Source organism: Halalkalibacter urbisdiaboli (assembly GCF_002156385.1).
In the GTDB taxonomy this organism is placed as follows: domain Bacteria; phylum Bacillota; class Bacilli; order Bacillales; family Bacillaceae_D; genus Halalkalibacter_A; species Halalkalibacter_A urbisdiaboli.
In genome coordinates, this window is record NZ_MVJM01000003.1 from 822,323 (window position 1) to 849,316 (window position 26,994).

Sequence of the window (26,994 nt, forward strand, 5' to 3'; positions counted from 1 at the left end):
GGCTATCGTTTATTTGATGGGGAAAGGTCATTCATATTTATACCAATTTCAGCTTTAGTTCTGCTAGTTTTCTTTGCGCTTCTTCATATTCTAAACTAATGTTCGTTAAATAATAGAGGTAACTGCTATCCTGTTTCCTTAATTCTCTAAAAATAACCGGTTTTTCATGTTTAATTATCGACATCACTTCAGAAGCCGGAAGAGGGATGTTCTTTGTTTTCACTTTAATAAAATACTTAATAAAGTTTTTATAGACGTATAGTGAGTGAGGATTATCAGGGGTTTTTTTAATCATTATATCAAACTTCTTTAACGCTTCTTTTAACTCATTTTCATTCTGCTTCATGAAAAAGCTCCCTTCCTAAAATAGTTGCTGCCATTTACAAGAAAGAGAGTACAGACCTATTTCTATTAAGGCAGCTGGCTGACATCGGTTTCCCCTTAGTCCCTGTAGCTTTGCGTCCTTGCTTTTCAGCAAGTTTGCCATTTTCAAATTTATTTGAGAAGGCTCAATTGAAGAACCTAAAATAGTGTAATTATTTCTCATAGAATACTACGAGATGCTTGCAAAATCAATGGAAATATATTGGATTTTGTGGTATTTTGTCGAAAAAGAATGGCATCACCGAATAGATTTTCAGTGAATACAATGATTATTATTTTTAACTTTTTTTGATTAAATTTGGTACAAACAACAAACGATATGGATGAACTAAAATATAAGTGGGGGGGTAACCATGATATATGAACAATTTCTTTATGAAGTAACAATCGATTTCAACTCACTATATACAGACTTTGAAAATCATTTATTCGATGGAAACAATATTAAAACATTTGATGATTATTTTAATGAAACAACTGCAAATGAAGAGATTATGGATGAAATATTCCGTGAGGCCAGAAACTTTGGTAAAACAAAGGAGCAGTTTTTACAAGATCTTTATAGAACGGTCAAAAACTTTGATGGCCAAATCGAACAACGAATAGGGCAGATTGATGATCGAATTCAAAAGGGTGGATATGCTAAAAATAATTTATTTCATGTAAAGAAAACGATAACAATATTAGAACAATCGATATCAAATTAGGGAGCTCATATTGACTGCTGTTCTTTTTTATATTCAATTTTACAAAAAGCAAGGAGAGGAGAGACTAGCGTAATATTTTAGCAAGTTGAGTAAAAATAATATAATTAAGGTCCCAACTGTAACAATGGATTTAACCTAACTAGTTCAAATTTTTATTTCGTCTCAAAATCAGAAGTATACTTAATATTTGAGATGAAAATTGTTTTAATTTATTAACTTCCGATAATATATATTATGTAAACTAGGGGATAAAAAAAGAGAAGTGCCAAAGGTGTTAACAACTTCACTTCTCTAAGCAAACATCTCAGTTAATAGGAGAAATGTTTGTTACGCCTCATCTTTAGGCAAATCCATTTTATCAACAGCATGCCTTAAATCATCATTTCGAATATGTGTGTAAATCATCGTTGTTTGAATCGAGGAATGACCTAATTGTCTTCTTAATTTAGGCACATCATTGATTTCATTGTGATATCTAGTAGCGAAAGAATGTCTAAGCTTATGAACTGATAATGATGGTTTGCCAAATGCTGCAGCATATTTTTCGATTAATTTTTCAATTGAGCGGGCTGTGAGCCTACGTGGTTTTCCTTTAGGTCCCATAGCAGCAGCGATGAATAATGCTTTATTCGATTTATCTACTTGATATTTACTTTCTCTAATTGATAAATACTCTTGCAGGTCATCCATAGCTAGCTTGCTAAAATAGACAAATTGCTCTTTGTTTCCTTTTCGGATTACTCGGGCTGTATATTTGCTGTAATCAATATCGTCTAAATTTAAGTTTACAACCTCAGAAAGCCGTAGTCCGGAACCCAATATTAATGATACTATCGCTGTATCTCGTTCACGATTTAACAGGTGGAAATTATACAATTTTTTGTTCTCTTTGATTTGCAGACCATAATCATAAGCGATAAACTGCCGGAATTTTTCATATTCATCACCAATTAAGATTTTACCTTCGATTTTGTTAGCGATCGTTTCCATACTATCTTTTATTTCATTAAATTCGATTTTAGCCATTACATTACGTTGTAAATAGGGCTTTAAATCTCGAGTTTCAGCTATGTTTTGAAGGTAATTAAATAGTGATTTTAAAGCAGATAACTTTCTGTTAACGGTGATTTCTTTATTATTTAATTGGTATTGAAGATAGCTTAAAAAGCCTTCAGCTTGTTGTACTGTAAGTGATTCTAAAAGCTCTAACGGAACCTCGGTGATTTTACCGTTAAAAACTTCTTCATCGATTAACCAGTTAAAAAATATTTTATAGTCATGGGCATAATTAAGTAATGATGCTGCAGATAATTTTCTTTTTTTGTGATTGATGTATTCCTCAACATACCATGGTAAATCTTTTAGGAGGATTTGAAGTTTTTTATAAATTTGCTGTGATTGATTTGTCATTAAATACACCTCAATATGTATATTCTACGTATTTATTATATTCGTTATATTTAATTACGTCAAATTTATATTTTACGTAATAAAGTCAAAGAGTGCTCCTCTTATCGTTATAACAAAAACACCCTCAGCAACTGCTAAGGATGTTTTTATTACTAATTTGCTTTTACTTGATGTTAATACCTTCTTGATTAGTTAGTAATAGCATCTTCAACTCGAATTAATTTCCCTGTTTCTAATGTTTTACCGGCAGCATTATACGAGTTCTCACCAACAATTTTGACGTAAACGCGATTTTCGTAATAGCCTGTTGTTTTGGAAACTTCTAACAGCTTCTCAGGCCAATTCCCAGCCCAAGCGTAACCATCTCTTCTTTCTTTTTCGATTTCAAGGATGCTGTTTTTAATTACACCATCACGACCCGAGAAGATTGGTTTGTTTGTTTCAATGTCGTAAAAGCGGTACCAAGTAGTACTAGATGGGTCCGAATAGAAGTATTGTCCTTCTGGGTCACCCGAAACGTATTTGGTCTCTTCGACTTTACTCGCTTCAAACCAGTTTAAGGCACCTTCAATTGCCTCATTTACTTCGTCTGACGGATTAGATAAGGACATCAAATACTGGACAATTCCTACTGATTCCGAACCTGAAATAGATGGGTGTTCGTAAATACGTGCTTCTAAGGCTTCGTACGTTTCAGGATCATGCTGTGCGCACCATGCGGTAAGTACACCATTCACCTTTATTTGAGATTTTAAGATGTAATCTAACCCACGCTCTAATGCATCGCCCGTATCATTAACCATATCTTCATTAACAATGTCTGTGTTAAACGGATAGCTTTTTTGATTGACCATTGTTAATAGATTCATCACGCGAATCATTGCATTATCGTTAAATGTAACATAGTCGGAATAGCCGCCTCTTGCTGGATATGCCTGTGGCCAGCCGCCACTCTCATATTGGGCTTCGAGCAAATAATGTAAACCATTGGAGACAGATTCTCTATAACGATCATAGCCTGTTTCTTTATACATCAATGCTATGAAAAGAAGCTCATTTATCGTGGCGTTGTTATCAATCGTTCCTAATTCACCATCTTCTGTGGTGTACCAGTCAGATTTTGCTTCTTGGCCATCCCATTCTCTGATGTATTTGTCTTCCATATTTTTATACCAACCACCATTATCCAACTGCCAAGACAACAGATAGTCGGCCTGTGCAATATCCTTGTCTCGATCGCCAGTATAGTAGCCTACCTTAAGATACGGAATGTTATGAGGGTCCTCAATGTCCTCTCTTGAAATCGTTGCATCGTTGTTTAATGCTTCCTCGATTTCAATGATTGCTACTGTATTTCCGTCCTTAATTCGAGTTTTCGTATTTTTAATTGTAAAGTTAGACGTGAGCTTAGGGTTTAGTTCAGACCAATTCCCCATTGCTGCCTGTAAATCAATATCACTTGGATCAAAGTCCTTAAGCATGCTGTTAAACGTTAACTCGATTGTATTTGGACTTGTAGCCTCTGCTTTTGTGATTTTCACAGGTTCAGCTGGTACTGCATCCCCCTCCGGAACAACATTAAAAGTAACTGGTTCAGACACATTCCCTGCAGCATCAACTGCAGATATGGTGATTTTATTTAACCCAGCTTCAAGCGTTACTGTTGTATCAAACGTTAAATCGGCGGAAACCTCAACTTTTTCACCGTTAATGAGAAGGGTTCCTTTTTCGCTTAATTTCCCTGAAACCGGGTAAGGATTAAACGTCGTGTTGTAGTGATTCCCAGTTTTCTTACCTTCAAGTGGATCTAACGTGACGTTAGGTGACTCATTATCATAAGTCACTTTTAACACAACTGGAATAGCTAGATTACCATCTTCATCAACAGCCTCTACTGTAATAGTGTTCACTCCTACTTCTAACTGTACGGTCGTACTAAAGCTAAAGTCAGTTTGTAATGGTACTTCTCTGTCATTAACTGTTAAAACAGCTTCATTATCCAATTTTCCAGAAATGGTAAAGCTGGCTTCGTTTACAGATGTGTCTTGTTGCTCGACAGTAATGATCGGTGCAGATGTATCTGTTATTGGGATGATGCCTGTGCGTGTTGCATCCCAATCGTCATTTCCTTTTAAGATATTTTGAACGGTATATTGATTTGCTTCCTCTGGCGTCAGTTGCTTCGTCCATCCGTCGCGTTCTTTCGGATTCGCTCCCGGACCTTGACTATTATATTCAGAATATCTAGCTGTTTTTTCATTCGACTCATCTCCCCAGTTATCCCAGCCATCAGGTGAAATTGAAGAGTCAATCTGTGTATTGATGAAAGAAACAGCAGAATACGGTCGCCATGGTCTACCAAAACCTACATTCTCAATTCCTTCGTCAGACGTGATTTCGGAATTGAGAAAAACGTAACCAAATTCACGTTCTTGTGGTGTACTAGCAGCTGTTAACATCCCTTTATCTCGTTTGCTGTTAATTTGACAGCTATCAAAAACAGCCGTCGCTGCACCGAAAATAAAATCTACATCACCTTCGATGTAACAGCTCTTATAATAATGTCTGCCATCATTCGTATACAAAGTATCTTGGTACCCTAAAAACTGCACGTTTTCAAAATAGGCACGGTCACCTCGAACATAAGCAGCAACTGCTTGGCCGGTCCCTTGTCCTGAATCATTTTGGAATGTTAGATTTTTAGCTATAAAATCATTTGCATAAATGAAAATGCTTGAGCTTTTCGATGTACCTATCGGGTTTCCGTCCTCCCCTATTGTATTGGCGTTGTCATCATAGACAAGTACGGTCCCTTCTTTACTTTCTCCAACAAAACTAAGCTTCGTTTTGCTAGCAGGGATGGTTAGTTTTTCACGGTACTCTCCGTTTTTAATATAAATAACCTCACGCTTGGTGCTGTTGTTAGGCATTGAGTCAATGGCGGCTTGAACAGTATCAAAATCACCACTGCCATCCTTAGCTACAACCGTCACTTTTGCCGGTGTTACGGCTAGAGGTTCAGAATTGTAGCTTTCTCCATGAACATTAACGGCTGAAACCACATAATCGTAAGTCTCGCCATTTATTACATTTGTATCTTGAAAACTTGTTCCATGAACATTAGATGCAATGATTTCAAACGTATCACTATCAAATGCTCCTCGTTTAACCGTATAGGAAGTAGCATCCGCTACTGCCGGCCAACTCAATACAACCTGTGCATCACCAGCTGTTGCCTCGATAGCATCCGGAATGGCCGGTGTTCCATTTTCAGGAATAGGAACGGCTCTTACCGATTCAGAATTTGCACTTGTCGATTTCTCGTTAGTAGCTGAAACGACATAGTAATATGCTTTACCATTCGTTAGGCTCGTATCTGTGTAGTCGGTTCCGTTCACGCCACTAGCGATTACTTTATACGATTTTCCATTTTCGGTACTTCGCTTCACATCATAAGAAGATGCGCCATCGACTGAACCCCAACTAATTGTTATCTTGCTGTCAGCTGCTGTTGTCTCTAAGTAACTAGGAGCTTGTAATGGCGCCACTGCCATTGCTTGGATTTCCTTTGAATGCTCACTCTCTCCGCCAATATTTTCAGCTGTTACTACATAATAATAATTGATATTGTTATCTAAACCGAAATCGCGGTATTTCATTTCATCAATATTTGTTGCTACGGTAGTATAAGGACCACCAGGCTCTGTACTTCGTTTGATGTTATATGTTTCTTTTGGTCCAGCCTTATCCTCATCCAAGCCAAGTGCCCACTTAACAGACACATCGATTAGCTTCCAACCATCAGCTGTCACAACATCTTCTTGCCCTGCAAATAAAAATGTGGAAACTTGGCGCGCAGGAACAGGTTCACCCTGGACATTTTTTGAACCTTCTTCATAAGCGAAAATAGCCGCTTTTGTGTCATCATCCCCAACAGTTGCAATGATATCGGCCTCTTCACCGGGCGTTCCGAAGTTGATTTTTCCAGCCTTGTTGTACACCTTTATTGACCCACTTAAGCCGGCTGCAAGTGGATGACTGCTGTCAGCAATGTTTAGTGCTGTTTGATTTTCATAACTTCCAAAATCCCCTTGTTGAGCGCTACTTAAATGTACATCATCTAACGCATAAGGTTCAGCATACACAACGGGTACAGTAGAAGCTTTAAATTTATCGGCAATAAAGCCGGAGTTAGAAGACTCACCGACAAACACTAACGAATAGTCTGATTCATCGCCGGAAATCACCTCAGAATCCATAGTGAATGTAACTGAAAATCCAAGTGACTCTAAATGTTTGATCGTTTTCTCATCTGCTTCAACGCCAGTTCCGACAAATAAGATGGTTTTCCCTTGACCGAATGAATCCCAGCTTAAATCTATTTGACTATCACGTGGAATAAACGTTAACCCAGATGGTGCAGCGGGTGGATTTGGAATAACAGTCGGTGTAGCACTTACTTGATTTGAGTTTTTACTCTCACCGAAAGAATTAACTGCACTTACAACGTAATAGTACGTCTGATCATTTACTAATTGACTGTCAACGTACCGGGTTTCGGATACATTAGACTGAATAATTTCATATGGACCATCTTCATTGGTACTACGTTTAATATTATAGGATGATGCACCTTTTGCAGAGATCCAATTTAATTCTACTTTTTGATCACCAATCGTAGCTGTTAGTCCCTTCGGTGAGTCCGTAGCCTCTACATATATTTGGGTATTGTCCCAATATATATCACCTACTGAAGAACCAGCTGTTTGGGCTTCAATCGCATTTAAACTCTCAACCTTTTGATAGAAAGGAATATTTCCTACATACATATCATTAATGTAAATATCAGCTGTTCCATTATTGATATCAGCTAAAATCTTAATGTGATACCATTGATACGACTCTAGCGGAATGTTTTCGTTTTCATAGGTAAAAGATTTAAAGGCTCCGTCAGGCCCTCTGTAGCCGAGATTACCGCCAGATACTTCAACGATTACACCTGTTTTTCCGTTTTCCTTGTCTTCTAGGCGTACTGGATAAGAATTTCCGATTGCCCTTGGTTCCATTACATCTAATTCTGTAACAAAACTACCCGTTTGTGGTTCAAACGTTTTTGTCACAATGGTTCTCGCGCGCTTAGATTCTGGGCCATCGTTATCGAATACCCTTAAAGCGTTTGTTGACGAATTTCCAGCGGAGTCAACTGGAACAGGCTCAACAAATACTGCACTGGTCTGGCTTGTAACCCCATCAGCTGATGCAGTTTGGATATATCCTTCAGGAAGTTCTCCAACCGTATCATATTCATAATCATCATTTACTAAGTTAGCCACAGACGGTTCCTCTGCAGCTGCTACCGAAAGAAAGCTACTCGGAAAATAAGAAAGTAAAAGCACCATAATCAAAAAAACATTGGCTATTTTCTTCATTTTTTCCTCCTTGTTTTTAGTCGCATAAATTAAAGTTCATCTGAGCAATGTTGAGAAAATTTTAGTGGAAGGTTGAATATTTGATGGTTAGTTAGATTGTGAACGAACACAGCTTTCTTCGGAGGCAGCTTCTAAGTTAGTTTTTTTTTGTGTCTATTGAAAATCAAATGGGTAATACGTTCATATCAACTCCTTTTTTCATTATCCCTAGGGCTTTTATAATAACAACGTTGTTAAAGTGAAGTGTAATCGCTTTCAAAGAATAAATCAATGAATCTAGAAAATTTGTGAATTTATACTTATGTGCTCGTTATATTCTTTTGAATTTTGACATAATTTTCACGTTCCGCTAGTTAGATAGTCTTGCGTGAATTTTCCTCTTTTTATTTTTTCATGGATATAATGTTCCTATTACTTATTTCTTTCTTACCCGAAGGTTTTTCATTTAATAAGATAGCTGATTTTTTCTTTCAAACGAAAGAACTTGTCTTTTGTTATACATTTCTTTACCTAATAAGGGGATATTTAAAACAGCAGACAACCCATTTCTTTTAAAGGAGTTTATAGTTATGTCAATTGCAGAGTTAGCCCTACGAGTTGTTATTGCATTCTTTACATTATTATTTTTAACTAGGATTATGGGGAGAAAAGAACTTTCACAGATGACATTTTTTAATTTTGTCTCTGCCATTACGATAGGTGCGCTGACAGCTGTCTTAGTAATGAATCCGAATGTAACCATTCTAAATGGTGTTTTGGCATTAGTGGGATGGACGATAATTACGATAGTATTAGGCTTTATTGATATTAAGTCAAAAAAAGCTCGTGGCATAATTGAAGGTCAACCAAGGATTCTTATAAAGAACGGTAAAATTATGGAACATGAGCTTCGTAAGGTACGTTTGGATGTGGATGCTTTAAACGCCTTATTGAGAGAAAAAGAAGTATTTGCAGTATCTGATGTTGATTATGCAATATTTGAAACGGATGGAAAGCTTTCCGTTATGAAAAAGGAGGCTAAACAATCTCTTTTAAAATCAGATTTAGGAATCCAAAACCCTTCACCTAAAATGTACCCTATATCAACTGAAGTAATAAATGATGGTCGAATCATTACTTCAAATTTAGAAAAACTAAACTTAAATACACAATGGTTAGAAAAGCAATTAAAATTAGCAGGTGTTAATTCAATTACTGACGTTTTTTATGCTGAAGTTAAAAAGGATGGTACACTCTATATTGATAATAAGAATGATGTATTACATTAGGCTTTACAAAGGCACTTTCTTCCCTTCCTTTGACGCAAGCCCTATACCTAGTAAAAAAAAGAAGCAATTGCTCATGTTGAACAATCGCTTCCTTTTTTATGGAGAAACAGATATTTTAATTAATTCTTTTGCTTCAAACCCGGCTGGTTTTTCAAAGAGATAAAGCCTTACATCTTCCCTTATTGACTAACTTCTTTCTCATCAACTGACATGAATTTACTACAAGTTTTCATCATTTCTTGTCCTTCTGCGGAGTTCATGGCTTCCATCATGTTGCCCATTCCATTCCCATTCATCATATTCATCATTCCACCGTTTTCGTTGGCTTCAGAAGTTCCTGAAAAACCTATTGTACCAACAACTAAAGCAGCTGATAAACCAAAAGAAAAGATAAGCATTTTTGTCTGTTTTTGCATGTTAAACACTCCTAACCTTTAATATTTGTCTTCCAATTTAAGTGTAGTCAATAAATTTGATGAATCTGTGAATGATTAAAATTAAGGCATTATTTTTCTTCAAATTCTGTTTCAGTTAATTCCCCTTTTGCATACCTCTCCTTTAAAATTTTTAGTGATTCATCCTGACCTTCTAAAGAAGTTGGGCTTGCTGTATCTTTATTGAAAAATTTCATGATTAGTGACAATACACCATAAATGAGTAAACCAAACAGGATAATCATAAATAACATGTAAAGTACCATGCCAACATTCATCATTCCTCCACTCATCATCATTATCGTTCCCCCTCCTACTGTTAGCTTTTGTTATTTTTAAGTGTAAATAATCAATGTGTTGAAATTATGATATTTTAGATTACGTCTGTTAAATCAAACTAAAATAGGCTTTTTAATGGTTTATCAGCTTTTTTATCGGAATACCGTATAATTGTCCGTAAGCATAGGACGCAAGGTTCCTGTGCTTACATATTCTTTAATTTTGTTTTGTCCAATACATTTCTCGAATGTCCTCGGGCATCTTACCTGGAACCTGAATTCTAAATGGAAATACACTGATGTTTCCACTTTCGTGGACTACCTCCACTTCCATGAAAATCGTCCCTGCTCCATGTAGAAAATTACCTGTAAGCTGATACTGGCCATCTCCTACTGGGAATGCTGTATTTTTCATGCGCCAAGAGGGAAACATGAAAAAGGTTGTCCGGACTTCCTTCAAGTAAGGGGCATTCTTAACATGGATGTTCACATCATTTTTTCCAATTTGAAACGGTTCAATATCAACTGATACTTCCATACCATCAGCAATTGCTACGTTAGGATATACACCTTGATCGGCATTACTGGGTTCTAAGTCGATAAGAATAGCTGCTGCGATTAGAACAAATACACCGAGAATGATTTCGATTTTTAGCCTTGAAATAAACGGCTGTATACGTTTAATTACCACTCGTTTTAGTGTACATCTCTGTTTGATAGCAAAAGCAAGAATCATAATACTAAATAATACTTTTATCGAAAGCATCGTTCCCCACTCACTTGACAACAGACTGGAAAATGTAAAGGTTGGTACATACGTGATGGTCATCAAAATCCCCGTTCCAACAATGGTGACCATACTCATGAGTGCCCATGTTGAAAAAGTGCCCCCTACCTTTTTCAACCAAGTGCCCGTTTCAGTTTTTGGTGTCATAATTACAAACGCAAATATGCCACCGAGCCATATCGATACCGCTATTACATGTAGAGCATCAACAGCAATTCCTAGCATTCCGCCATATCGTTCAGATGCAGAGTGTCCCATTAATCCCCATAAAATTACAGTAATGAAAAGGAAGAATACGTATAATCTTTCTATTTTTCTTGCTAACCAATATGCAATTGAAAGCAGAAATAGTTGAAGAATCGTCAGCCATGTAAAGCGTAACGAGAAATAATCAGTCCATGATACATAGGAATAGGTGATTCTGCGTTCGACTAATAGCATTAATAATCCTATGATTCCTAGAGCGTACAGAACTAATGATACTTTGCGCCAACGTTTCTGATTACCCTTTTGCTTAGCAATGTAAATCGAGAACCAAGTACCACCAAAGAGAGTCATAATACCGAAAAATGCTAACCAATCAGCTAACTGCTTAAAGCCTACATGTCCAAAAGACATTAAAGGGATTTTCATAGTTTGGTTTTGTGAATCGACCAATGATGTGACTTCATTGAATGCAAAATAAAAAACACCATTTTTGCTTTTATTTCCAATCGTCGCATACCAGTTCACCGTATACGTTCCTTTAGTCAATTCTTCCTCTAATATAATTGTAAAATGTTTTGGGTTGTTGGGGTCAACAATTGGTTCACTTGTAGTCACCAATTGTTGTTCGTCATCGAAAAGACCAAAGACGGATAATTCAGCTTGTTCCGTAAACCATATTTCAATTTTCTTTGGTGATGTAGAAAGAATCATACCGTCCTTTGGCTCTGATTTATTTAATTTCAAATTACGGAACTGGTCTTCTGCAGATTTTATAGGTTTCTTAATTTCAAACTGAAAACTCTCCGTTAATGGATGCCCATCAGCTGCAATTACATCAATATGAACGGTGAAATGACCAGGAGGTAACTCTTCTTTAATAGGAATCGTAATATGTCTACGCTCTCTTTCGTTCACAAAGGGCTGAGCGGTCTCATATTTATTGCCATTCTCCCCGATTAATTGAAAGGACTCAGCGTGAAGTTCAACTGAGTCAAGAAAGAGAAGCTCGATTAAAACAGGAGGCTCTTCTAACGGAATCCCTGATACAGGGTAGGATTTCTCAATAGCGGTATGTGCTTCAACCTTTAGTGATAAAGATAAGAAAAAGGTAAGAACAATTGTTAATGAGAATAATAAACCTAGTTTATTTAATTTTTTCATGAAAAAGCCTCAATTCTTTTCTAAATACTATCTATGGTACTTAACAAACGTTCACTTAAAGAAGAGTGAACGTGTTAGTTACGTGGTAACTGTCTTATTTAGATTTTTTTAATTCTTCCATTTCATTCATTAATTTTTTGTTTTGTTCCATTAACTGCTGCATATTATTTTGCATTTTTTGAGTTGAGTCATTTGCTTTATTTGTTTTATTTTCTGTCAGCATTCCTCTCATAAAGAAGAACATAATCCCTATCATCAACGGACAAGCTAAAAAGGTGATATAGTATAAGATATTTTCCATTTGCTTTTCCTCCCAATTCTATATGATAGATTAATAATTGAACACTTTGTACTTTATAATTAATCCTCTTTTTATGTTTGATCATATAACATTGTTTAACTACTTTCTTTCTTCTTTAGATCAGTTGAAGGACATTGTTGTTTTTTCCTGAATCGCTTCTGACAGCCTTCTATTATAATCCATTCATTTCATTCTCGATTGAGCTTGCTTTAAGTCCTTTGCACAGTTGTCGTTACGCTGTTTTCTTGCGACTAATACGCTTTTCCAACAAAAGAATAAACACACAGCTTTAAACACGATTAAAGCAATTAATAACATATTCAACCTAATTCTCCTCCTTTAAGGTATTTGTCTATAATGAATGTACTTCTTATAAAAGCTGTTGGTTTTGCATTTCTATTTCTGTCAGTTGACTATACAGATTCTATCTATCGGGGTCAGTTTCTTTTATTTTCCTGTTTGATTGACGCATCTATTTGAGTAGTGCAGCATTTTCCTTTTTGCTTAAGCATTCGGTTTAGACATGATAGTGTTAAAAGCACAAGAATTGCGATGAGTGTATAAGTTATAGAATCCATTTGGTAAACACCTCCTTTTGCTAAGTCTCATCTTATTTGAGTACACTTTACCAAGAGAATGTGATGGAATTGTGATGATGCTTAATTACTGAATAAAAAACCTATTAATGAAAACAAAACACCAGTAACTTAACTGGTGTTTGATGGTTATTTTCTTTTAATTAATAAAAAATACAATAAGGCTACGAGAATAGCTGGAATTCCGGCCCATAAACAAATTTTCCACAATGTTGTGAGATATGGTCCGAACGAATTTACATTACCGGTCATGTTTGCGGACATCGTTAAACACGATAACCCAATTAATACAAGGGCAATCGCGATTACCCAATCAACTACTCTCATTGTTCATCCCTCTTTCATTAATGGGAACATTAATTCAAATCTAGTTCCAGCGCCTAAATCACTTGAAACTTGAATTTTTCCACCCTGTAGTTCTACTAGTTGTTTTACTATCGCTAAGCCCAGTCCTGTTCCACCATGCTCCCGAGAGCGAGATTTTTCGATTCGATAGAACCGTTCAAAAATGTAGGGCAGGTCTTCTTTAGGCATGCCCTTACCAGTATCCTCAATCGTTATAACTACATCATGGCTCGTTGTATTCACGCTTACTTTTATGGAACCTTTATCTGTATATTTGATCGCATTATTTAACAAATTATAAATGATTTGTTCCATTCGTAGACCATCACCATATAGGAATGGAGTTCCTTCTAACCGTTGAATATCTAGTGTTAGACCTTTTTCTGTTGCTTTTAGTGCTACTCGATTTTCAACATTTTCTATGATTTCATCTATGTCAATCAGCTCTTCTTGAAGAGTGATTTTCCCTTCTTCTAGCTTTGAAAGCTCAAATAAATCCTCAATTAATCGAGTTAAGTGTTTGGCTTCTGCTTCGATAATATCTAAATATTTCTCTTTTTCTTCTTCAGTTTGATATAATTCTTTTTTTAACACATTTGCGTAGCCTTCTAAGTACGTGATTGGCGTTCTTAACTCATGTGAAATATTTGCAAAAAATTCTCTTCTTGTATCACGATATCTTTTTAAGTCGGTAGCCAAATCATTAATTGCTTGGGCTAAAGAACCAGTTTCATCCTTTGTTTTAATTGCTACCTTCGTTTCAAGATTTCCTCTCGCAATTTTTCGAGTAGCATGTTCCATTTGAACTAAAGGATCTGATAATGTACGTGATAATACGATGGTTACACCTAAAGCAAGGAAAAAGGCTCCCACACCGGAAAGGATAATCATTTGCCGTAATCGGTAAAGCGATTCGTCAATATTTTCCACTGATGATAAGACAAACACACTTCCTAAAAAAGAATTTCCTTTATAAATGGGGGTGCCTGACACTAAAAATCGCTGACCAGATATAGCATGTTCATACTCTCCTCCGATTGTAGATCCATTACTTAATAGAGCTTGTTCTTCATCTGGTATCGTCGAACCTAAAGGTAAACCCGGAACATTTGCATTTCCAATTACCTCACCTGTCTTATCAACAATATAGAGATGTTGCCCTGAAAAATCTGCCATCATTTCAATCATGCTTGTCATCATTGCGTTCTGTGAGCCTGACAGTGCCGAGGCATAGCGAGTGGATAGCGTATCAATTTCGTTTTTTACTTCTCCATAGTAAAAACTAGACACGATTTGATTTATGACAAAACCAAGAGGTAATAAAACGACGAGTAATAAAGAAATAATCGTTACGCCTAATTTGATGGAAATTCGGTTCAAATTCATATCGTTTTTTCTGGCTCCTTATGTTTATATCCTACCCCCCAAACGGTTTCAATTGGATTATAGGATAATCCTGCTTTTCTGACCTTTTCTCGAACATTCTTCACATGGGTATCTACGGTTCGCACATCACCGATATAGTCATAACCCCAAATCTGTTCTAATAAAACATCTCGACTATAAACTCGGCCTGGATGTTCAATCAAAACTTGTAATAAATCAAATTCTTTTGGTGTTAAATCAATGGAAGAATCGTGTATATAAACTTCCCGTTTATCAACATCTAAAACCATTTCAGCGACGGTGATAACCTTCGACTGCTGTTGTGCGTGTTCAACAAATTTAGCTCTTCTAAGCAACGCTTGGACTCTAGCGGATAACTCATTTGGATCGAACGGCTTAACAAGGTAATCGTCTGCGCCGATCGTGAGTCCATGTACTTTATCTTTTGTATCTGTACGAGCGGTCAACATTAAAATTGGAATTTGCTTTGTTTCCCGTATCTTTTTACAAACTGCCCATCCATCTAGTCCTGGCATCATCACGTCTAATATGACTAAATCAAATGTTTTATTATCAATTTTAGTTAAGGCCTCGTACCCGTCCTTCGCTTCGTGTACTTCGTAATTACAATTAGAAAGATATAATCGGACAAGATTTCTCATATTCCATTCATCGTCGACGATTAAAACGTTTGTTTGACTCATGCTATCCCTCTTTAGTTATGAATGTATTTACTTTTATTGGAAAAGAAACTACCCGAAAAAGAGTAGCCAGCTTATACTTGCACAAAAACCAATTTAAACTTCTTTAAGCGAGTTGAACAGACAATGAACTAAAGGCCATTTCCTTCGGTGATTGTTTCTGTTTTATTTGGAACAATTGTATCTAATATATGACCACTTTCCAAACTAGACGCATCCTCATTAGGAGAAAACCCTAGCATATATTTAGAGCAATGTATTATTCGTTAGAAGCCTGTAAACCCACCAAAAATCTCGTTCACTAAAAATGATGTCAACTTGGCTAACCAATCAAAATATAAAATAATTCCCATTGCAATCATCATGTATCCACCAAACTTCATAATTTTTTGATTGTGTCGCTTTATAAAGTTAAGCTTACCAATAAAGAAGGTCATAACAAAAAATGGGATAGAAAACCCTAAACTATATGCTGTCATAGTAAGAATACCTGAACCTGGATTTGTTACGCTTAATGCAATAACCGAAGCAAGAATAGGTCCAATACAGGGAGTCCATCCAGCTGCAAATCCTATTCCAATCAGACTCGATCCAAAATAGCCAGTCGGTCTATTTTTAATTGAAAGTTTCTTTTCCTTCATTAAAAATTTAGGTGTTATCAATCCTAAAATAACAAGCCCCAAAAATACAATTAATATCGCCCCTACTTGACGGATGAAATCACTATATATTGTGAAAAATTGTCCGATAAGTGATGTAGACATTCCTAAAACAATAAAAATGATAGAAAAACCTAATAAGAAAAAAACGGTATGAATAGTGGCTTGTTTAGATAAGCCTGTACCCTCTTCTTTCAATTTATCTACCGACATCCCGGTTATATACGAGACGAAAGCAGGGTACAAAGGTAAATTACATGGAGAAACAAACGATAACACACCGGCTCCAAATGCTAATAGTAACGTGATGTCAAAAATGATTTGATTATGCTCCTTTCTTTATGAACAGAAGTCCCTGCTCACACTGCTTTGTCTAAGCTAGGTTCCTTTATACGTTCTTTCTTGGCCCACTTGAAAAAGATAACAGCAATTGAACTAATGAATACGCCTTCTTGGATAATCTTCATTATGATGCCACCTAAACGTTGATCCTCTAAAGTAGGTAAAAAACTAAATAATTGAGGAGCTTCAAGATACACACTATATATTGGTGAAGTGCTAAAAATTATTAATGCACACACGGGAGTAATTAACGCTCCACTCATGAAAATATAACCGATTCTCGACAGCTCCCCCACCCGATTTAGTTCAGGAAGTGGAGACAGTAAGGACCACCACATTAAACTTGCTCCTATAAATAAAATAATGTGGAAAAGAGTAAATAGTGAATGGTTGGCCACTGCTGTTTCAAAAACTAAAGGATGGTGGTAAATTGAAAATAGCCCATTAAAAAAGAAAATACTTATAATTGGATGTGTGAAAAAAATCACTACCCTCTTTAGCCATTGTTTAGTTACGACTAATTTATAAACCTGCTGTGGTATCCCTAATAGTAATAAAGGAACAACGACCATATACAACATTGCTTGTTGGAACATATGAATACTAAATAGAAACGTGTGACCTAAAACATGAAGTGGGCTTCCTAGAATGACCAGTGTCACCAACAAGCCAGTTAAAAAATATACTTTTTGTTTAAGGGGGATCACATCTCCCTTTATGGTACTTTGACGATAAGGACCTACAATTGCTATATAGAAAGCTGACAAAAGTAATACTATCAATATTAATGGGAAATCCCATAATTCTGTCAAGCGATAATGCAGAAAAATTGAATCAATCATCCAACGTCCTCACCTTTGTTTTATTGTTTAGTATTGGGCTTAATACTATCTAAATAGTCCGCTATGTTTTTCTCGGTCATTCCTCCTGTAATCACTTCTGTAACGAATCCATCTTTATTAATAAGAAATGTTGTCGGTAGTGGACTCACATTATAGGCATCAATAACTTTTGACCCCCTATCAATCACAACAGGAAATGATAGTCCACCTACACGATCAACAAATCGTTTAACAGATAACTCGGGCTCATCAACATTTACCGCTAAGATTTCTACACCTTGATCTTTATAAATTTGATACTGACTTTCCATGTAAGGCATTTCTTTTTCGCAAGGTGGGCAATAAGTGGCCCAAAAATTAAGGAATACCCCTTGTCCTCTTAAATTATCTAACTCAATCCGCTCTCCGGTTAAATCAGTAAGAATAAAATTAGGAGCTTTATCACCGACTGAGAGAACATTTGATTCATTAAAAAATGCATGATAAAACGTATAACCAATGGCTCCGAATAAAAGCGTAAGGATAAGAGTTCTTGTGACTAATCGTCTTTGTTCCAACCTTCACACCTACCTATCTACCTATTTAAAATCGTTAATAAAAATCCATCCAGTTTAAGGGTGGAATTACTTCACAACTTTTTATTGCGACTAAAAAAAGATTAACACGTAAATGTGTGCTAATTGTGAAGTGTCATTTTTCGTTTAGGAACATATGAATCAAGAGCACTTTTTGGAGTTTAAAGAAGGAGTAAATGTTAAGCGTGGGGATTTGTATACTTATGGATGAGCTATCATCGTAAAAAAAGCCTGTTTCATGTACAGGCTCCTTTTTACGATTCATTATTTTTCATCTACGATTTCTTTTAAGATTTCATAAGAACGAACTTGTTTTTCTGGATTGTAAATATAAGACACAACCATAATCTCATCAACGTTATGTTGAATTTGAAATCTTGTTAACTGTTCTCGTATCGTTTCTTTGCTACCTTGTAAAGTCATACTAGACATGGATGTTGCCATTTGTTTCTCAGGCGGGGTCCAAACTTGTTCCATGTTTTCAACGGGTGGCTTTAAAGGCGTTTGCGTACCACGAACAACATTAAGAAAAAATTGCTGCATGGTTGTTGATTCAAATTGGGCCTCTTCATCACTTTCGGCCGCAATAACATTTATACAGGCGATCATATATGGAGAATCAAGGTAGTCAGATGGCTGGAACCGTTCACGATAAATGGAGATAGCTTCTTCCATATACCTTGGTGCAAAGTGAGCAGCAAAAACATAGGGTAAGCCTAATTTAGCAGCTAAATAAGCTGAATCAGTTGAAGAACCAAGAATATAAATCGGAATATTCGTGCCAACACCTGGAAACGCCTTCACCTGATTTTGACGTTCCTCGGGCCCAAAATAGGTTAATAAATCCGTCACATCCTCGGGAAATCGATACACGGGATCATTTTGGGAACGCCTAAGAGCACTTGCGGTCAGCATATCTGTACCGGGTGCTCGACCTAAGCCTAAATCAAGACGATTAGGATAGAGTGTTGCCATCGTTCCAAATTGTTCCGCCACTACTAACGGAGAATGATTAGGTAGCATAATTCCACCGGCTCCTACACGGATCGTACTCGTGTGTTCCAACGTATGCTTGATTAATATCGAAGTAGCAGAGCTTACAAGGGAGCGTGTATTATGGTGTTCTGCAATCCAATAGCGTTTATATCCAAGATTCTCACCAGCCTGCGCCAAATGTACCATCGCATCAATCGCAGCTTTTGTCCCCTCTCCTTCACGAATCGGTGCGAGATTCAATATTGAAACAGGTATATTTATATTGGCCATATTCTCTAATTCCTTTCTTTAGTAAAGATTCTGTATTAGAATATCAATTTACGCAGTCGCAGCAAAACGAAATGCTTAAAGCTTCATTCGAGCAGCCTTATTTCATTCTCTTACAAAGTTTCACTATATGATTACCTGAAAAGGGGGTCATTAACATAAATAGAGTAAGAAAATCGTAGTTTGCAACATTTGAATCATTAGTGGACGAGTTTTAATCAAGGAAAAGTCCCATAAATGAACTATTTTATGTATAATTTTACTAGGAAGGCCGAAAGGAGAAAATTAGGTGAAAGAGACAGAGACTAAAATGTTGCAAGACGAAAATCCGATACGAAAAGATTGGTTGAGGTTTGTCGTTATTGCTTTGTATGTAGCTGGTTTTATTGGGATTGTAGGTTTAGGTGTAGTAGAAATAGTACAAGCGCCTTTATCATCTAAAGAAAAGGCTGTAGAAGTTGTTAGTGGAGATGCTGGGCAAAAAATTAGTGAAAAGCCTACACTTACTACCCTTGTTATCGAACCGATTGTATCAAATCCTAAAGTAATTACAATTATAAAGCACTTGTTTTATTTACTAGTATGGATTTTTCTTTTTTTACTGTTTCCCATTGTGTTTACACGATTAAAACGACTAAAATTGTTCAATTTTGAATTCGAGCTTGAGAAAAAGGAAGAACAAGTCATTAATGTGTTAAATGTGACAACTCAAAAAATCTATTACTTGTCCGAATGGGCTGCGGAAGAAAAAACGAATCAATTCGTTCATAAGGTAAAACAATTCCCTGATGTTGAAGATGCGATTGAATTAATGGTCGTAGAAATGGCTAAGTATTATTATGATACATGGGATCATACGTTTTCGTATCAAATATTAGATAAAGAGGCTTTTCAAAAGTCTAAAAAGATACCAAAGATTGTCAGAAATACATACGATTTAGCTCACGAACGTCTGGAGGCTATTCCGATTAACAAGGAGAATAGCGATCATATTTATTTTAAAAATTACTTACTTACCTCAATCAATTACGATGAACAAAACATAGTCGTTGTTTTGTCGAGCTATAAATTAGAATTTGATGAATATGATTCGATTTTATTATCTGGATTAGTTTCATTAGCGATTCAGTACTATGAAAAGGCGAAGATGATGGGGATATTAGAAAGCTTGGATCTTGCAGAATAATATGGAAGGCATTAGAATAGAAGTAAGAGGTGATGATTATGCCCAAACTTAAAGAAGGAAACGTTAGGATTGAAGTGAAATCAGAAAATAAAGTATCGAAACAGGATCTAGAGAAATACATTCGCAAATCTAAAACAGTTTTAAGTGGACAGGCCCATGCTAACAAAAAGAAAGCTTCAGGTGTTAAAATTACTAAAGGAAGCATTATAGCAAAGAAGGCTTTACCTTATTAATAAGAAAGAGTGAGTCCCGTGTGGATTTACTCTTTTTATTTTTCTATTTTATAATAATCAGCAATCGTTCTCTTCACTCGGTCGTCACTAGAAAACCAATTTGTTGCTCTTCTTATTTTATTTGGATTCCACGGTTTCACTCGTGTTATTTCTGTTTCTGTTGCTAATATTCGTCTAGCTTTTTTAATCAATTTATCGCGTAATTTTTTTTCGTCCAATGTGAAAAACCTCCTTATTTAAGGATATAATCCCCTTTTAAAAGTATTCTATGATTAAAAAAAGCAGAAGATGAATGTCTTCACCTTCTGCACTTCCTTCTTCATAGTTAGTTGATATTAATTATGGTAATGAAATCACTTCGCCTCAGATAACGTCTTCTGTTTAAGGGAGAATGTGGTGTAATATATCGTAAAGCTGATAGCAATGGTGATTAATAAAACGACAAAAATGTTGCTATAAATTACGCCTGTTTGATTTACAACCGCAAACGGGTTCCATTTTACTCTCGCCTCTGATAAATCAAGAACTTTCCCAACTGTCGTTGCGCCAAATGCACCTGACATAAAGAAGATCAGGTTGTATAAGCCCATCCCTATTCCTAGGTTCTCTTTATTAAGTGTATTTGACACCGTGTTGGCTAAAGAAGATTGAATCGTCGAAAAGCCAATGTAGCAAATGATTAGTACTGCAGCAATCATACTGAAATGAGATCCGGCAAAGATGGACATTAAAAAATAACCAATCCCTATTAGACCAAGTCCTCCGGTAACGATTGGAACGCTCCCAATTCGATCAGCCATTCTGCCACTGACTGTTCCAAAGATTGCAGCGCTAATCGCCCCAGGAAACATAACTAAACCGATGAACATACTCGATAACCCATTTTGATCCTTGAGCATAATGGGAACGAGAAACATCATGCCAAACACAGTAGCTACTGCTAAAAAGCCAGTTAATAGTGCATTACGGTATTGTTTATTTAAAAAGAGGTGAGGTTGGATAAATGGGTTCTTCTCTTTTCTTATGTGTAAGACAAATAATCCTAAAAGTAAAAGGCCAAAAACTAAATACATCAAATGCAGTTCTGTTAAAAAAAGGAGCAAGCCTGTTATCCCAATCCCCAATAAAACCGCACCTTTTAAATCAAATGTTAATTGTGTATTTGCTTTTTCAACCGGTAAAAGTTTTCGTAAAAAGTAAATCGCTGGTAAAGAAAACAAAGAAATTAGAAACAAGTAATGCCAATTCAATGCACCCGCAACAAAGCCACCGAGGATGGGTCCTATCCCTGCACCAAAAGAAACGGTAGAGGCAATAGCGCCTAAGACCTTTCCTTTTGATTGAGGTGGGAAATAACGAGTTGCTGTAATCATTCCGAGAGCCGGGATGGCAGCAGCTCCAGACGCTTGAACAATCCTAGCAATGATAAGCATCCAATAAGTTGTTGAAATAAATCCTAACAAGGACCCGAGATTAAATAACACTAACCCGACTGTAATTAAATTTTTCACTGGGTACATGTCTGCCAATTTACCATATGTTATCGACCCAAGTGCAAAAATAACGATATAACCAGAAATAACCCAGCTTACTTCTGATGGCGTCAATTGAAACTGTTCTCCAATCGTAGGAATTGCTACATTAAACATTGTCCCGTTCATAACGGAGAAAAACACAATGAAGCTTAAGAAAAAAATTAATCGATTACTATGCAAAGCATTCGCTCCTTACTTTAATAATTGCTGCAGTCTGTTTCGTTGTCAGCGTATTGTAATATCCTTCTCCAAGTATTCTTCACCTTCATACACCCTTTCAACAAATCGAGTCTCCTGCTGATTCATAAAAAGTACCGTCGAAGACCTTGTGCCGTACACTGGTGTGTGAATGAATAGTGGAGAGAGTTTTCGTTCCCATTCAAGTGACAAACCTGTCACTGGCAATTCTTCATCAGAAGCCGGTTCAGCATTTTGTAAATTTGAAAACAAACATTCCTTTACACCTTTTAATGAAGCCTTTAGGCAACGCTCTAACCCTGCTTTGCCTTTTTGAACCTTTGGCCATGGTGTGTCTAAGAAATGATTGCTAAGCCCGTATATCCCTGGTGCTAATAATTTTATTTGGTTTTCAACATTCGAATAATAAAATAAGGAGTTCCTATCTCCAACGAGTAAGTTAAATCCAGGATAATCTTCACGCTGAAGTTGAATCCTTTTTAAATAGGTTTCCGGTAAATCATTTTCTATTAAAAAACGACTTACTAGTTCTCCCCGCGATCGTTTATTTCTTTGTTGTTCATTTGGATTACGGAAATTTGTAAGTGCCGCAAAACGTCCCTGTTTTGTTACTCCCATCCAAGTTCCCATTTTTTCTAGGTCTCTTCCAGCCAACACATGAGGGGCTTCTTCCCAGAATGATACTGGTGCTGTCGGTCTTTTATAATATTCGTCGCGATTAGCAGAAACAATTAAGTCATAGCTTGAATCGACCCGATAAGCAAAGTTTATTAGGCACATCTTATTCACCTGCTCGTGATTTCTATTCTTTCATTTATCTAAGTTCTATCTTTTATGCCATTTTCCCTTTATCAGCTAGTTTGCTACTTTTTGAAGTTCGCTTCTTAGAAATGAACGAAGCTTACGTGGTAGGAATCGGCGAATTTCCTCTTCATGATACCCAACTAACAGTTTTTTTTCATTATGGATAATTGGTCGGCGTAGTATTTTTGGATTCTCCAATATTAGTTTGTACAATTCATGTAGTGAAAGGGAATCAATTTTTTCTCCTAATTCTTGAAACGTTTTTGATTTTGTCGAAATAATCTCGTCTGTCCCCTCTTCCGTTAAAAGAAGGATAGATTGAATTTCACTTTCTGTTAGCGGATCAGACAATATGTTTTTTTCGATAAAGTCAATGTGGTTTTCTTCAAGCCATTTCTTTGCTTTTCGACATGAAGTACAGCTTGGTGTTGTATATAGTTTTATCATTTATACTCACTCCTTATGAAATTATTTGTTTAGTAATATGTTTATTCTGTAAACTTTTTTGTTACATTTAATATAAATTAAAAATTCCAGAGATTTTTAGAAAATACGAGTATCTGTAAAACAATTAAAGTGAAGGTTAAAGCAGGAGTCTTAATGCTCTTGATTAATGGAGTCAATCACTTCTTTAATTGTATATTTTTTTAAGTATTCACCAAGATGCTCTTCAGCGCCTAAGAAAATAGAAAATAACACTGTTCGCATGTTCGCGCCGACAATGCATTTTTCATTTGACTCGGGGCACTTTGGCTGCAACGCACCTTCAGATGTAACTTTATAAACATCCCAAAGCGTAACATGGCCAGGGTCCAACACAAAAATAAATCCCCCACCTGTTCCTTCCTTTGATTGAATGTAGCCATTTTTTCGTAATAGACTTAATACTTTTCGGATACGTACTGGGTGTACCCCTGCACTTTCTGCTATCGCGTCACTTGAAGACATCCGGTCTGGCTGTAAAGCAAGAAGAGTTAAACTGTGAATGGCCAGTGTGAAATTACTGTTCATTTCTTGACCTCCTAAGGAACATAATCAACATAAAACAATTGAGCCCCTTTAAAGAGTCTCGCTCTTAAGAAAGATATTCTGTAATCTTAAATGTTACAGTAAGAAATGTCAAGTCGTACTCTCCAGTAAATAGAGATTGAACTAGTCTTAGTATTTAGCCTGTACATATTCAATTATTGAATCGAATACGTTTATATAAGCACCATAGAAAAGGAGAGAGTCATTTGAAACTAATCCTAGCTATAAGCCTATTTATCATGTTATTCAGTTGGTTGATAATTGTTTCTTACGTTTATAAGCAGCAAATAAGTAAAATGGTTGGAATGGTGATAGCGATGACCCTAGCGATGGTTGTTGGTCTAGGTGTTGGGAGTTTAGCTGCAATGTTGTTCCCCTCCTCGTTTTTTGAGATTACAATGTTGAGCATGCTCATTGGAGGCTTTGTTGGTGTCACGGTAGGGTTTCCATACGCCATTGTAGCTATTTTAGATGGTCTGATCTCAGGTTTTATGGGTGGAATGATGGGGACAATGCTTGGTGCGATGATCGCTCTAGAAAACCAAAACCAATTGCTACATATCATTGGGCTTATATGTGTTGGCATTTTCTTTCTCGTTTATTTATTACAGCTCTCGGAAATAAAAAGTATTTCAACACGAGTCCGTTTATTGATGCAGCCTTCTCTATATTTTGTGTTAATTTGTTTGTTTTTATATAGCTTCCATGATTATTCCTTTGAGCGGAGCGTAAAGGAGGAAGCTCATAAAGTACATGAACATGTAGAGGAAATCGTCATTCATGCAGATGACTACCATTTTTCACCCGAAAAAATAGAAGTTTCTCAAAATGAAGAAGTTACGTTTACTTTGGTGAATGATGGTTTAGAGGAACATGATTTTGAGATTAAAGAGTTGGGTTACCATCTTCATGCCATGCCAAACGACTCAAATAGTCAAGCTGTTACCTTTACAAAACCAGGTATTTATGAAGTTCTATGTACGTTACCAGGTCACAAGGAGGCTGGGATGGCAGCAACAGTCGTAGTTGTGGAGTCATAACGCAATAAATAAAAGGCAAGATTATGTATCATCTTGCCTTTCTGCCTATCTTTTGCCTGAGAAAAATCAGTTTAGGTATTTGGCATACTTTTTTAAACAGGGTTGAAGTTCACTTTTGGTCCATTATGCATTTTAAAATGTCGACCATCCCCTTATGCTTTCAAGTTACTTATCTTGCAGGTTTTCTTTTTCCTCCTCTACTAATAGCCGGCGCAGTGTTTTACCAATCAATGTTTTAGGAAGGCTATCACGAAATTCAAACTTTCTCGGTACTTTGTAAGCAGCCAGCTTAGCTCGACAGAAGGTTTCAAGCTGCTCTATATCTAGATTCACTCCATCTTTTATAACGATAAATGCTTTTACCGTTTCACCTCGGTATTCATCTGGGATACCGACAACAACCGCATCCAATACGGCAGGATGTTCAAACAATACTTCTTCAATTTCGCGAGGATAAATATTAAAGCCACCAGCGATAATAACATCCTTTTTACGGTCAATAATATAAAAGAAGCCGTCATCGTCCATCTTTGCCATATCCCCAGTATAGAGCCAACCGTCCTTTAATGTATTAGTAGTCTCTTCTGGTTGGTTCCAATAGCCTTGCATCACTTGAGGCCCACGAATTATAAGCTCACCGACTTCCCCATAGTCTACTTCAACTCCTGTATCAGGATCGATTATTTTTGCTTCAGTATCAGGAAATGGAATTCCAATTGAGCCAAGCTTTCTTTTTTCCCATATATTATTAGCATGGGTAACTGGTGATGCTTCTGTTAAGCCGTAGCCTTCAATCAACTTCCCACCTGTAACGTTTTCAAAAATCTCCTGAAGATGACTAGGTAAGGATGCTGCTCCACTAATACATACATTTATAGACGATAAGTCATATTTGTGTATGTTCGGACTGTTCATGAGAGAGATGTACATCGTAGGTGCTCCTGGAAAAGTAGTTGGCTTCATTTTGTTTATAAGCTTTAATGATAATTCTGGTTCGAACTTTGGGATAAGGATCAGCATTCCACCTAGTTTCATAGCAAGATTCATAAGGACTGTCATTCCAAACACGTGGAAAAATGGGAGTGCAGCTAAATATCGTTCCTTGCTTTCCTCACTTCGATAGGTCCATGCCCTTGTTTGAAGGGTGTTCGCTACGAGATTATAATGAGTAAGCATCACCCCTTTGGAAAGACCTGTGGTTCCACCTGTATATTGTAAAAGCGCTAAATCTTTCTCAGGATTAATCTCAACACTAACGGGCGAGACTGGGGCTTGAGAAAGCAGGTCTTTCAATGAAAACATATTTTTCTCGTAGCGTACATTCATTGATAACCCGTCTTTTTTGACCTTTAGTGGATATAAGAAATTTTTTGGGAAGGGCAAGTAATCTTTTATAGAAGTAAAGATCGTATGCCTAACTGTTGTCTTTGTTAGTACATTCCGAACTCGATTATGCAGAAGGTCAAGTGCAATGAGGATTGTTGCTCCGGAATCATTGAGTTGATACTCAAGTTCTCTTTCTACATAAGTCGGATTTGTTTGTACGACAATGGCACCAATTAATAGTGCACCGTAATAAGTGATAACCGCTTGTGGACAGTTCGGGAGCATGATGGCGACACGATCACCTTTTTCAACTCCCAATTCTTTTAATACATGTGCGAATTGATACGTTTCATATAACAACTCTTTGTACTTGATTTTTTTTCCATAAAAGAACAAGGCTGTATTTTCCGGGTATTTTGCGGCTGCGTCTAACATGAATTGAGCCAAATTGTGCTTAGGATAATCATATGTTGGAAAAACCTCTTTCGGATATTCCGCCAACCAAACCTTATCGGTCATACCCAACACTCCTTTTTTGGCTAGAAGACGTGTTTTATAACACGCATTA

The 26,994-nt window shown here is 36.5% G+C and carries 26 protein-coding genes and 1 riboswitch; of the genes, 5 read left to right on the forward strand and 21 right to left on the reverse strand.

All coding sequences use genetic code 11. The features are described from left to right. Window positions 1-37: 37 nt before the first annotated feature. Window positions 38-346: a hypothetical protein gene (locus tag B1R93_RS18450; RefSeq protein ID WP_088105413.1), complete on the reverse strand. Its 309-nt coding sequence runs from the start codon at window positions 344-346 to the stop codon at window positions 38-40. Between the two features lie 66 nt (window positions 347-412). After that, window positions 413-495, reverse strand: a riboswitch (cyclic di-GMP riboswitch). A 242-nt stretch (window positions 496-737) separates the two neighbouring features. Here B1R93_RS18450 and B1R93_RS18455 point away from each other — a divergent pair. Beyond that, entirely contained in the window at window positions 738-1,091 is a 354-nt protein-coding gene (locus B1R93_RS18455; protein WP_088105414.1) for a hypothetical protein, read from the forward strand. 327 nt (window positions 1,092-1,418) lie between these two features. On the opposite strand, the gene xerS is transcribed toward B1R93_RS18455, so the two are convergent. Both xerS and pelA read right to left on the reverse strand, forming a co-directional pair. Beyond that, the gene (gene xerS / locus B1R93_RS18460) at window positions 1,419-2,501 is read right to left on the reverse strand and encodes a tyrosine recombinase XerS (protein ID WP_088105415.1); all 1,083 of its coding nucleotides are present in this window, start codon (window positions 2,499-2,501) and stop codon (window positions 1,419-1,421) included. A gap of 188 nt (window positions 2,502-2,689) precedes the next feature. Next, on the reverse strand, window positions 2,690-7,930 hold the full coding sequence (pelA, locus tag B1R93_RS18465; RefSeq protein ID WP_088105416.1) for a pectate lyase: 5,241 nt from the start codon (window positions 7,928-7,930) through the stop codon (window positions 2,690-2,692). A 569-nt stretch (window positions 7,931-8,499) separates the two neighbouring features. On the opposite strand from pelA, the gene B1R93_RS18470 reads away from it, so the two are divergent. After that, the gene (locus B1R93_RS18470) at window positions 8,500-9,198 is read left to right on the forward strand and encodes a YetF domain-containing protein (RefSeq protein ID WP_088105417.1); all 699 of its coding nucleotides are present in this window, start codon (window positions 8,500-8,502) and stop codon (window positions 9,196-9,198) included. Between the two features lie 179 nt (window positions 9,199-9,377). Here B1R93_RS18470 and B1R93_RS18475 read toward each other — a convergent pair whose 3' ends face one another. From B1R93_RS18475 to B1R93_RS18525, 12 genes are all read right to left on the reverse strand, one after another. Then, window positions 9,378-9,614 carry a hypothetical protein gene (locus B1R93_RS18475; RefSeq protein WP_088105418.1) on the reverse strand — a complete coding sequence of 79 codons (237 nt, stop codon included), beginning with the start codon at window positions 9,612-9,614 and terminating at the stop codon, window positions 9,378-9,380. Between the two features lie 89 nt (window positions 9,615-9,703). Beyond that, entirely contained in the window at window positions 9,704-9,931 is a 228-nt protein-coding gene (locus tag B1R93_RS18480; protein ID WP_088105419.1) for an SHOCT domain-containing protein, read from the reverse strand. Window positions 9,932-10,127: 196 nt separating this feature from the next. Continuing rightward, window positions 10,128-12,065: a copper resistance CopC/CopD family protein gene (locus B1R93_RS18485; protein WP_088105420.1), complete on the reverse strand. Its 1,938-nt coding sequence runs from the start codon at window positions 12,063-12,065 to the stop codon at window positions 10,128-10,130. A 94-nt stretch (window positions 12,066-12,159) separates the two neighbouring features. Then, window positions 12,160-12,366: a hypothetical protein gene (locus tag B1R93_RS18490; RefSeq protein ID WP_088105421.1), complete on the reverse strand. Its 207-nt coding sequence runs from the start codon at window positions 12,364-12,366 to the stop codon at window positions 12,160-12,162. A gap of 183 nt (window positions 12,367-12,549) precedes the next feature. After that, window positions 12,550-12,690 carry a hypothetical protein gene (locus B1R93_RS23105; RefSeq protein ID WP_165763872.1) on the reverse strand — a complete coding sequence of 47 codons (141 nt, stop codon included), beginning with the start codon at window positions 12,688-12,690 and terminating at the stop codon, window positions 12,550-12,552. Window positions 12,691-13,091: 401 nt separating this feature from the next. After that, window positions 13,092-13,289: a hypothetical protein gene (locus B1R93_RS18495; protein WP_088105422.1), complete on the reverse strand. Its 198-nt coding sequence runs from the start codon at window positions 13,287-13,289 to the stop codon at window positions 13,092-13,094. A gap of 3 nt (window positions 13,290-13,292) precedes the next feature. Beyond that, window positions 13,293-14,693, reverse strand: a complete 1,401-nt coding sequence (locus tag B1R93_RS18500; protein ID WP_088105423.1) for a sensor histidine kinase — start codon at window positions 14,691-14,693, stop codon at window positions 13,293-13,295. Beyond that, the gene (locus B1R93_RS18505) at window positions 14,690-15,397 is read right to left on the reverse strand and encodes a response regulator transcription factor (RefSeq protein WP_088105424.1); all 708 of its coding nucleotides are present in this window, start codon (window positions 15,395-15,397) and stop codon (window positions 14,690-14,692) included. The genes B1R93_RS18500 and B1R93_RS18505 overlap by 4 nt, the downstream gene beginning before the upstream one ends. Window positions 15,398-15,660: 263 nt before the next feature. Next, window positions 15,661-16,371, reverse strand: coding sequence for a cytochrome c biogenesis CcdA family protein (locus B1R93_RS18510; RefSeq protein WP_088105425.1), 711 nt, complete (start codon window positions 16,369-16,371; stop codon window positions 15,661-15,663). A 41-nt stretch (window positions 16,372-16,412) separates the two neighbouring features. Then, window positions 16,413-17,237 carry a cytochrome c oxidase assembly protein gene (locus tag B1R93_RS18515; RefSeq protein WP_088105426.1) on the reverse strand — a complete coding sequence of 275 codons (825 nt, stop codon included), beginning with the start codon at window positions 17,235-17,237 and terminating at the stop codon, window positions 16,413-16,415. 20 nt (window positions 17,238-17,257) lie between these two features. After that, entirely contained in the window at window positions 17,258-17,794 is a 537-nt protein-coding gene (resA, locus tag B1R93_RS18520; protein ID WP_088105427.1) for a thiol-disulfide oxidoreductase ResA, read from the reverse strand. A 282-nt stretch (window positions 17,795-18,076) separates the two neighbouring features. After that, on the reverse strand, window positions 18,077-19,078 hold the full coding sequence (locus tag B1R93_RS18525) for an LLM class flavin-dependent oxidoreductase (RefSeq protein WP_088105428.1): 1,002 nt from the start codon (window positions 19,076-19,078) through the stop codon (window positions 18,077-18,079). A 286-nt stretch (window positions 19,079-19,364) separates the two neighbouring features. Between B1R93_RS18525 and B1R93_RS18530 the strand changes: the two genes are divergently transcribed. Next, window positions 19,365-20,261, forward strand: a complete 897-nt coding sequence (locus tag B1R93_RS18530; RefSeq protein ID WP_088105429.1) for a hypothetical protein — start codon at window positions 19,365-19,367, stop codon at window positions 20,259-20,261. 38 nt (window positions 20,262-20,299) lie between these two features. Continuing rightward, a complete protein-coding gene (locus B1R93_RS18535) occupies window positions 20,300-20,494 on the forward strand; it encodes a hypothetical protein (protein WP_088105430.1) in 195 nt (64 codons plus the stop codon). Between the two features lie 35 nt (window positions 20,495-20,529). On the opposite strand, the gene B1R93_RS18540 is transcribed toward B1R93_RS18535, so the two are convergent. The 5 genes from B1R93_RS18540 to B1R93_RS18560 form a co-directional block, all read right to left on the reverse strand. Then, window positions 20,530-20,712 carry a hypothetical protein gene (locus B1R93_RS18540; protein WP_088105431.1) on the reverse strand — a complete coding sequence of 61 codons (183 nt, stop codon included), beginning with the start codon at window positions 20,710-20,712 and terminating at the stop codon, window positions 20,530-20,532. 135 nt (window positions 20,713-20,847) lie between these two features. Next, entirely contained in the window at window positions 20,848-22,209 is a 1,362-nt protein-coding gene (locus B1R93_RS18545; protein ID WP_088105432.1) for an MFS transporter, read from the reverse strand. Between the two features lie 45 nt (window positions 22,210-22,254). Then, a complete protein-coding gene (locus B1R93_RS18550; protein WP_088105433.1) occupies window positions 22,255-23,007 on the reverse strand; it encodes an NRDE family protein in 753 nt (250 codons plus the stop codon). 75 nt (window positions 23,008-23,082) lie between these two features. Continuing rightward, on the reverse strand, window positions 23,083-23,478 hold the full coding sequence (gene spxA / locus B1R93_RS18555; protein WP_088105434.1) for a transcriptional regulator SpxA: 396 nt from the start codon (window positions 23,476-23,478) through the stop codon (window positions 23,083-23,085). Between the two features lie 150 nt (window positions 23,479-23,628). Next, window positions 23,629-24,042: an RrF2 family transcriptional regulator gene (locus B1R93_RS18560; RefSeq protein ID WP_088105435.1), complete on the reverse strand. Its 414-nt coding sequence runs from the start codon at window positions 24,040-24,042 to the stop codon at window positions 23,629-23,631. Between the two features lie 224 nt (window positions 24,043-24,266). Here B1R93_RS18560 and B1R93_RS18565 point away from each other — a divergent pair, with 224 nt between their 5' ends. Then, entirely contained in the window at window positions 24,267-25,100 is an 834-nt protein-coding gene (locus B1R93_RS18565) for a cupredoxin domain-containing protein (RefSeq protein WP_245308325.1), read from the forward strand. A 165-nt stretch (window positions 25,101-25,265) separates the two neighbouring features. Here B1R93_RS18565 and B1R93_RS18570 read toward each other — a convergent pair whose 3' ends face one another. Continuing rightward, window positions 25,266-26,945, reverse strand: a complete 1,680-nt coding sequence (locus B1R93_RS18570) for a long-chain-fatty-acid--CoA ligase (protein ID WP_088105436.1) — start codon at window positions 26,943-26,945, stop codon at window positions 25,266-25,268. Between the last annotated feature and the right edge of the window lie 49 nt (window positions 26,946-26,994).

Coding starts and splice junctions, on each gene's coding strand:
- B1R93_RS18450 (WP_088105413.1), bottom strand. CDS start 346: ATGAAGCAGAATGAAAATGAGTTAAAAGAAGCGTTAAAGAAGTTTGAT.
- B1R93_RS18455 (WP_088105414.1), top strand. CDS start 738: ATGATATATGAACAATTTCTTTATGAAGTAACAATCGATTTCAACTCA.
- xerS (WP_088105415.1), bottom strand. CDS start 2,501: ATGACAAATCAATCACAGCAAATTTATAAAAAACTTCAAATCCTCCTA.
- pelA (WP_088105416.1), bottom strand. CDS start 7,930: ATGAAGAAAATAGCCAATGTTTTTTTGATTATGGTGCTTTTACTTTCT.
- B1R93_RS18470 (WP_088105417.1), top strand. CDS start 8,500: ATGTCAATTGCAGAGTTAGCCCTACGAGTTGTTATTGCATTCTTTACA.
- B1R93_RS18475 (WP_088105418.1), bottom strand. CDS start 9,614: ATGCAAAAACAGACAAAAATGCTTATCTTTTCTTTTGGTTTATCAGCT.
- B1R93_RS18480 (WP_088105419.1), bottom strand. CDS start 9,931: ATGATGATGAGTGGAGGAATGATGAATGTTGGCATGGTACTTTACATG.
- B1R93_RS18485 (WP_088105420.1), bottom strand. CDS start 12,065: ATGAAAAAATTAAATAAACTAGGTTTATTATTCTCATTAACAATTGTT.
- B1R93_RS18490 (WP_088105421.1), bottom strand. CDS start 12,366: ATGGAAAATATCTTATACTATATCACCTTTTTAGCTTGTCCGTTGATG.
- B1R93_RS18495 (WP_088105422.1), bottom strand. CDS start 13,289: ATGAGAGTAGTTGATTGGGTAATCGCGATTGCCCTTGTATTAATTGGG.
- B1R93_RS18500 (WP_088105423.1), bottom strand. CDS start 14,693: ATGAATTTGAACCGAATTTCCATCAAATTAGGCGTAACGATTATTTCT.
- B1R93_RS18505 (WP_088105424.1), bottom strand. CDS start 15,397: ATGAGTCAAACAAACGTTTTAATCGTCGACGATGAATGGAATATGAGA.
- B1R93_RS18515 (WP_088105426.1), bottom strand. CDS start 17,237: ATGATTGATTCAATTTTTCTGCATTATCGCTTGACAGAATTATGGGAT.
- B1R93_RS18525 (WP_088105428.1), bottom strand. CDS start 19,078: ATGGCCAATATAAATATACCTGTTTCAATATTGAATCTCGCACCGATT.
- B1R93_RS18535 (WP_088105430.1), top strand. CDS start 20,300: ATGCCCAAACTTAAAGAAGGAAACGTTAGGATTGAAGTGAAATCAGAA.
- B1R93_RS18550 (WP_088105433.1), bottom strand. CDS start 23,007: ATGTGCCTAATAAACTTTGCTTATCGGGTCGATTCAAGCTATGACTTA.
- spxA (WP_088105434.1), bottom strand. CDS start 23,478: ATGATAAAACTATATACAACACCAAGCTGTACTTCATGTCGAAAAGCA.
- B1R93_RS18560 (WP_088105435.1), bottom strand. CDS start 24,042: ATGAACAGTAATTTCACACTGGCCATTCACAGTTTAACTCTTCTTGCT.
- B1R93_RS18570 (WP_088105436.1), bottom strand. CDS start 26,945: ATGACCGATAAGGTTTGGTTGGCGGAATATCCGAAAGAGGTTTTTCCA.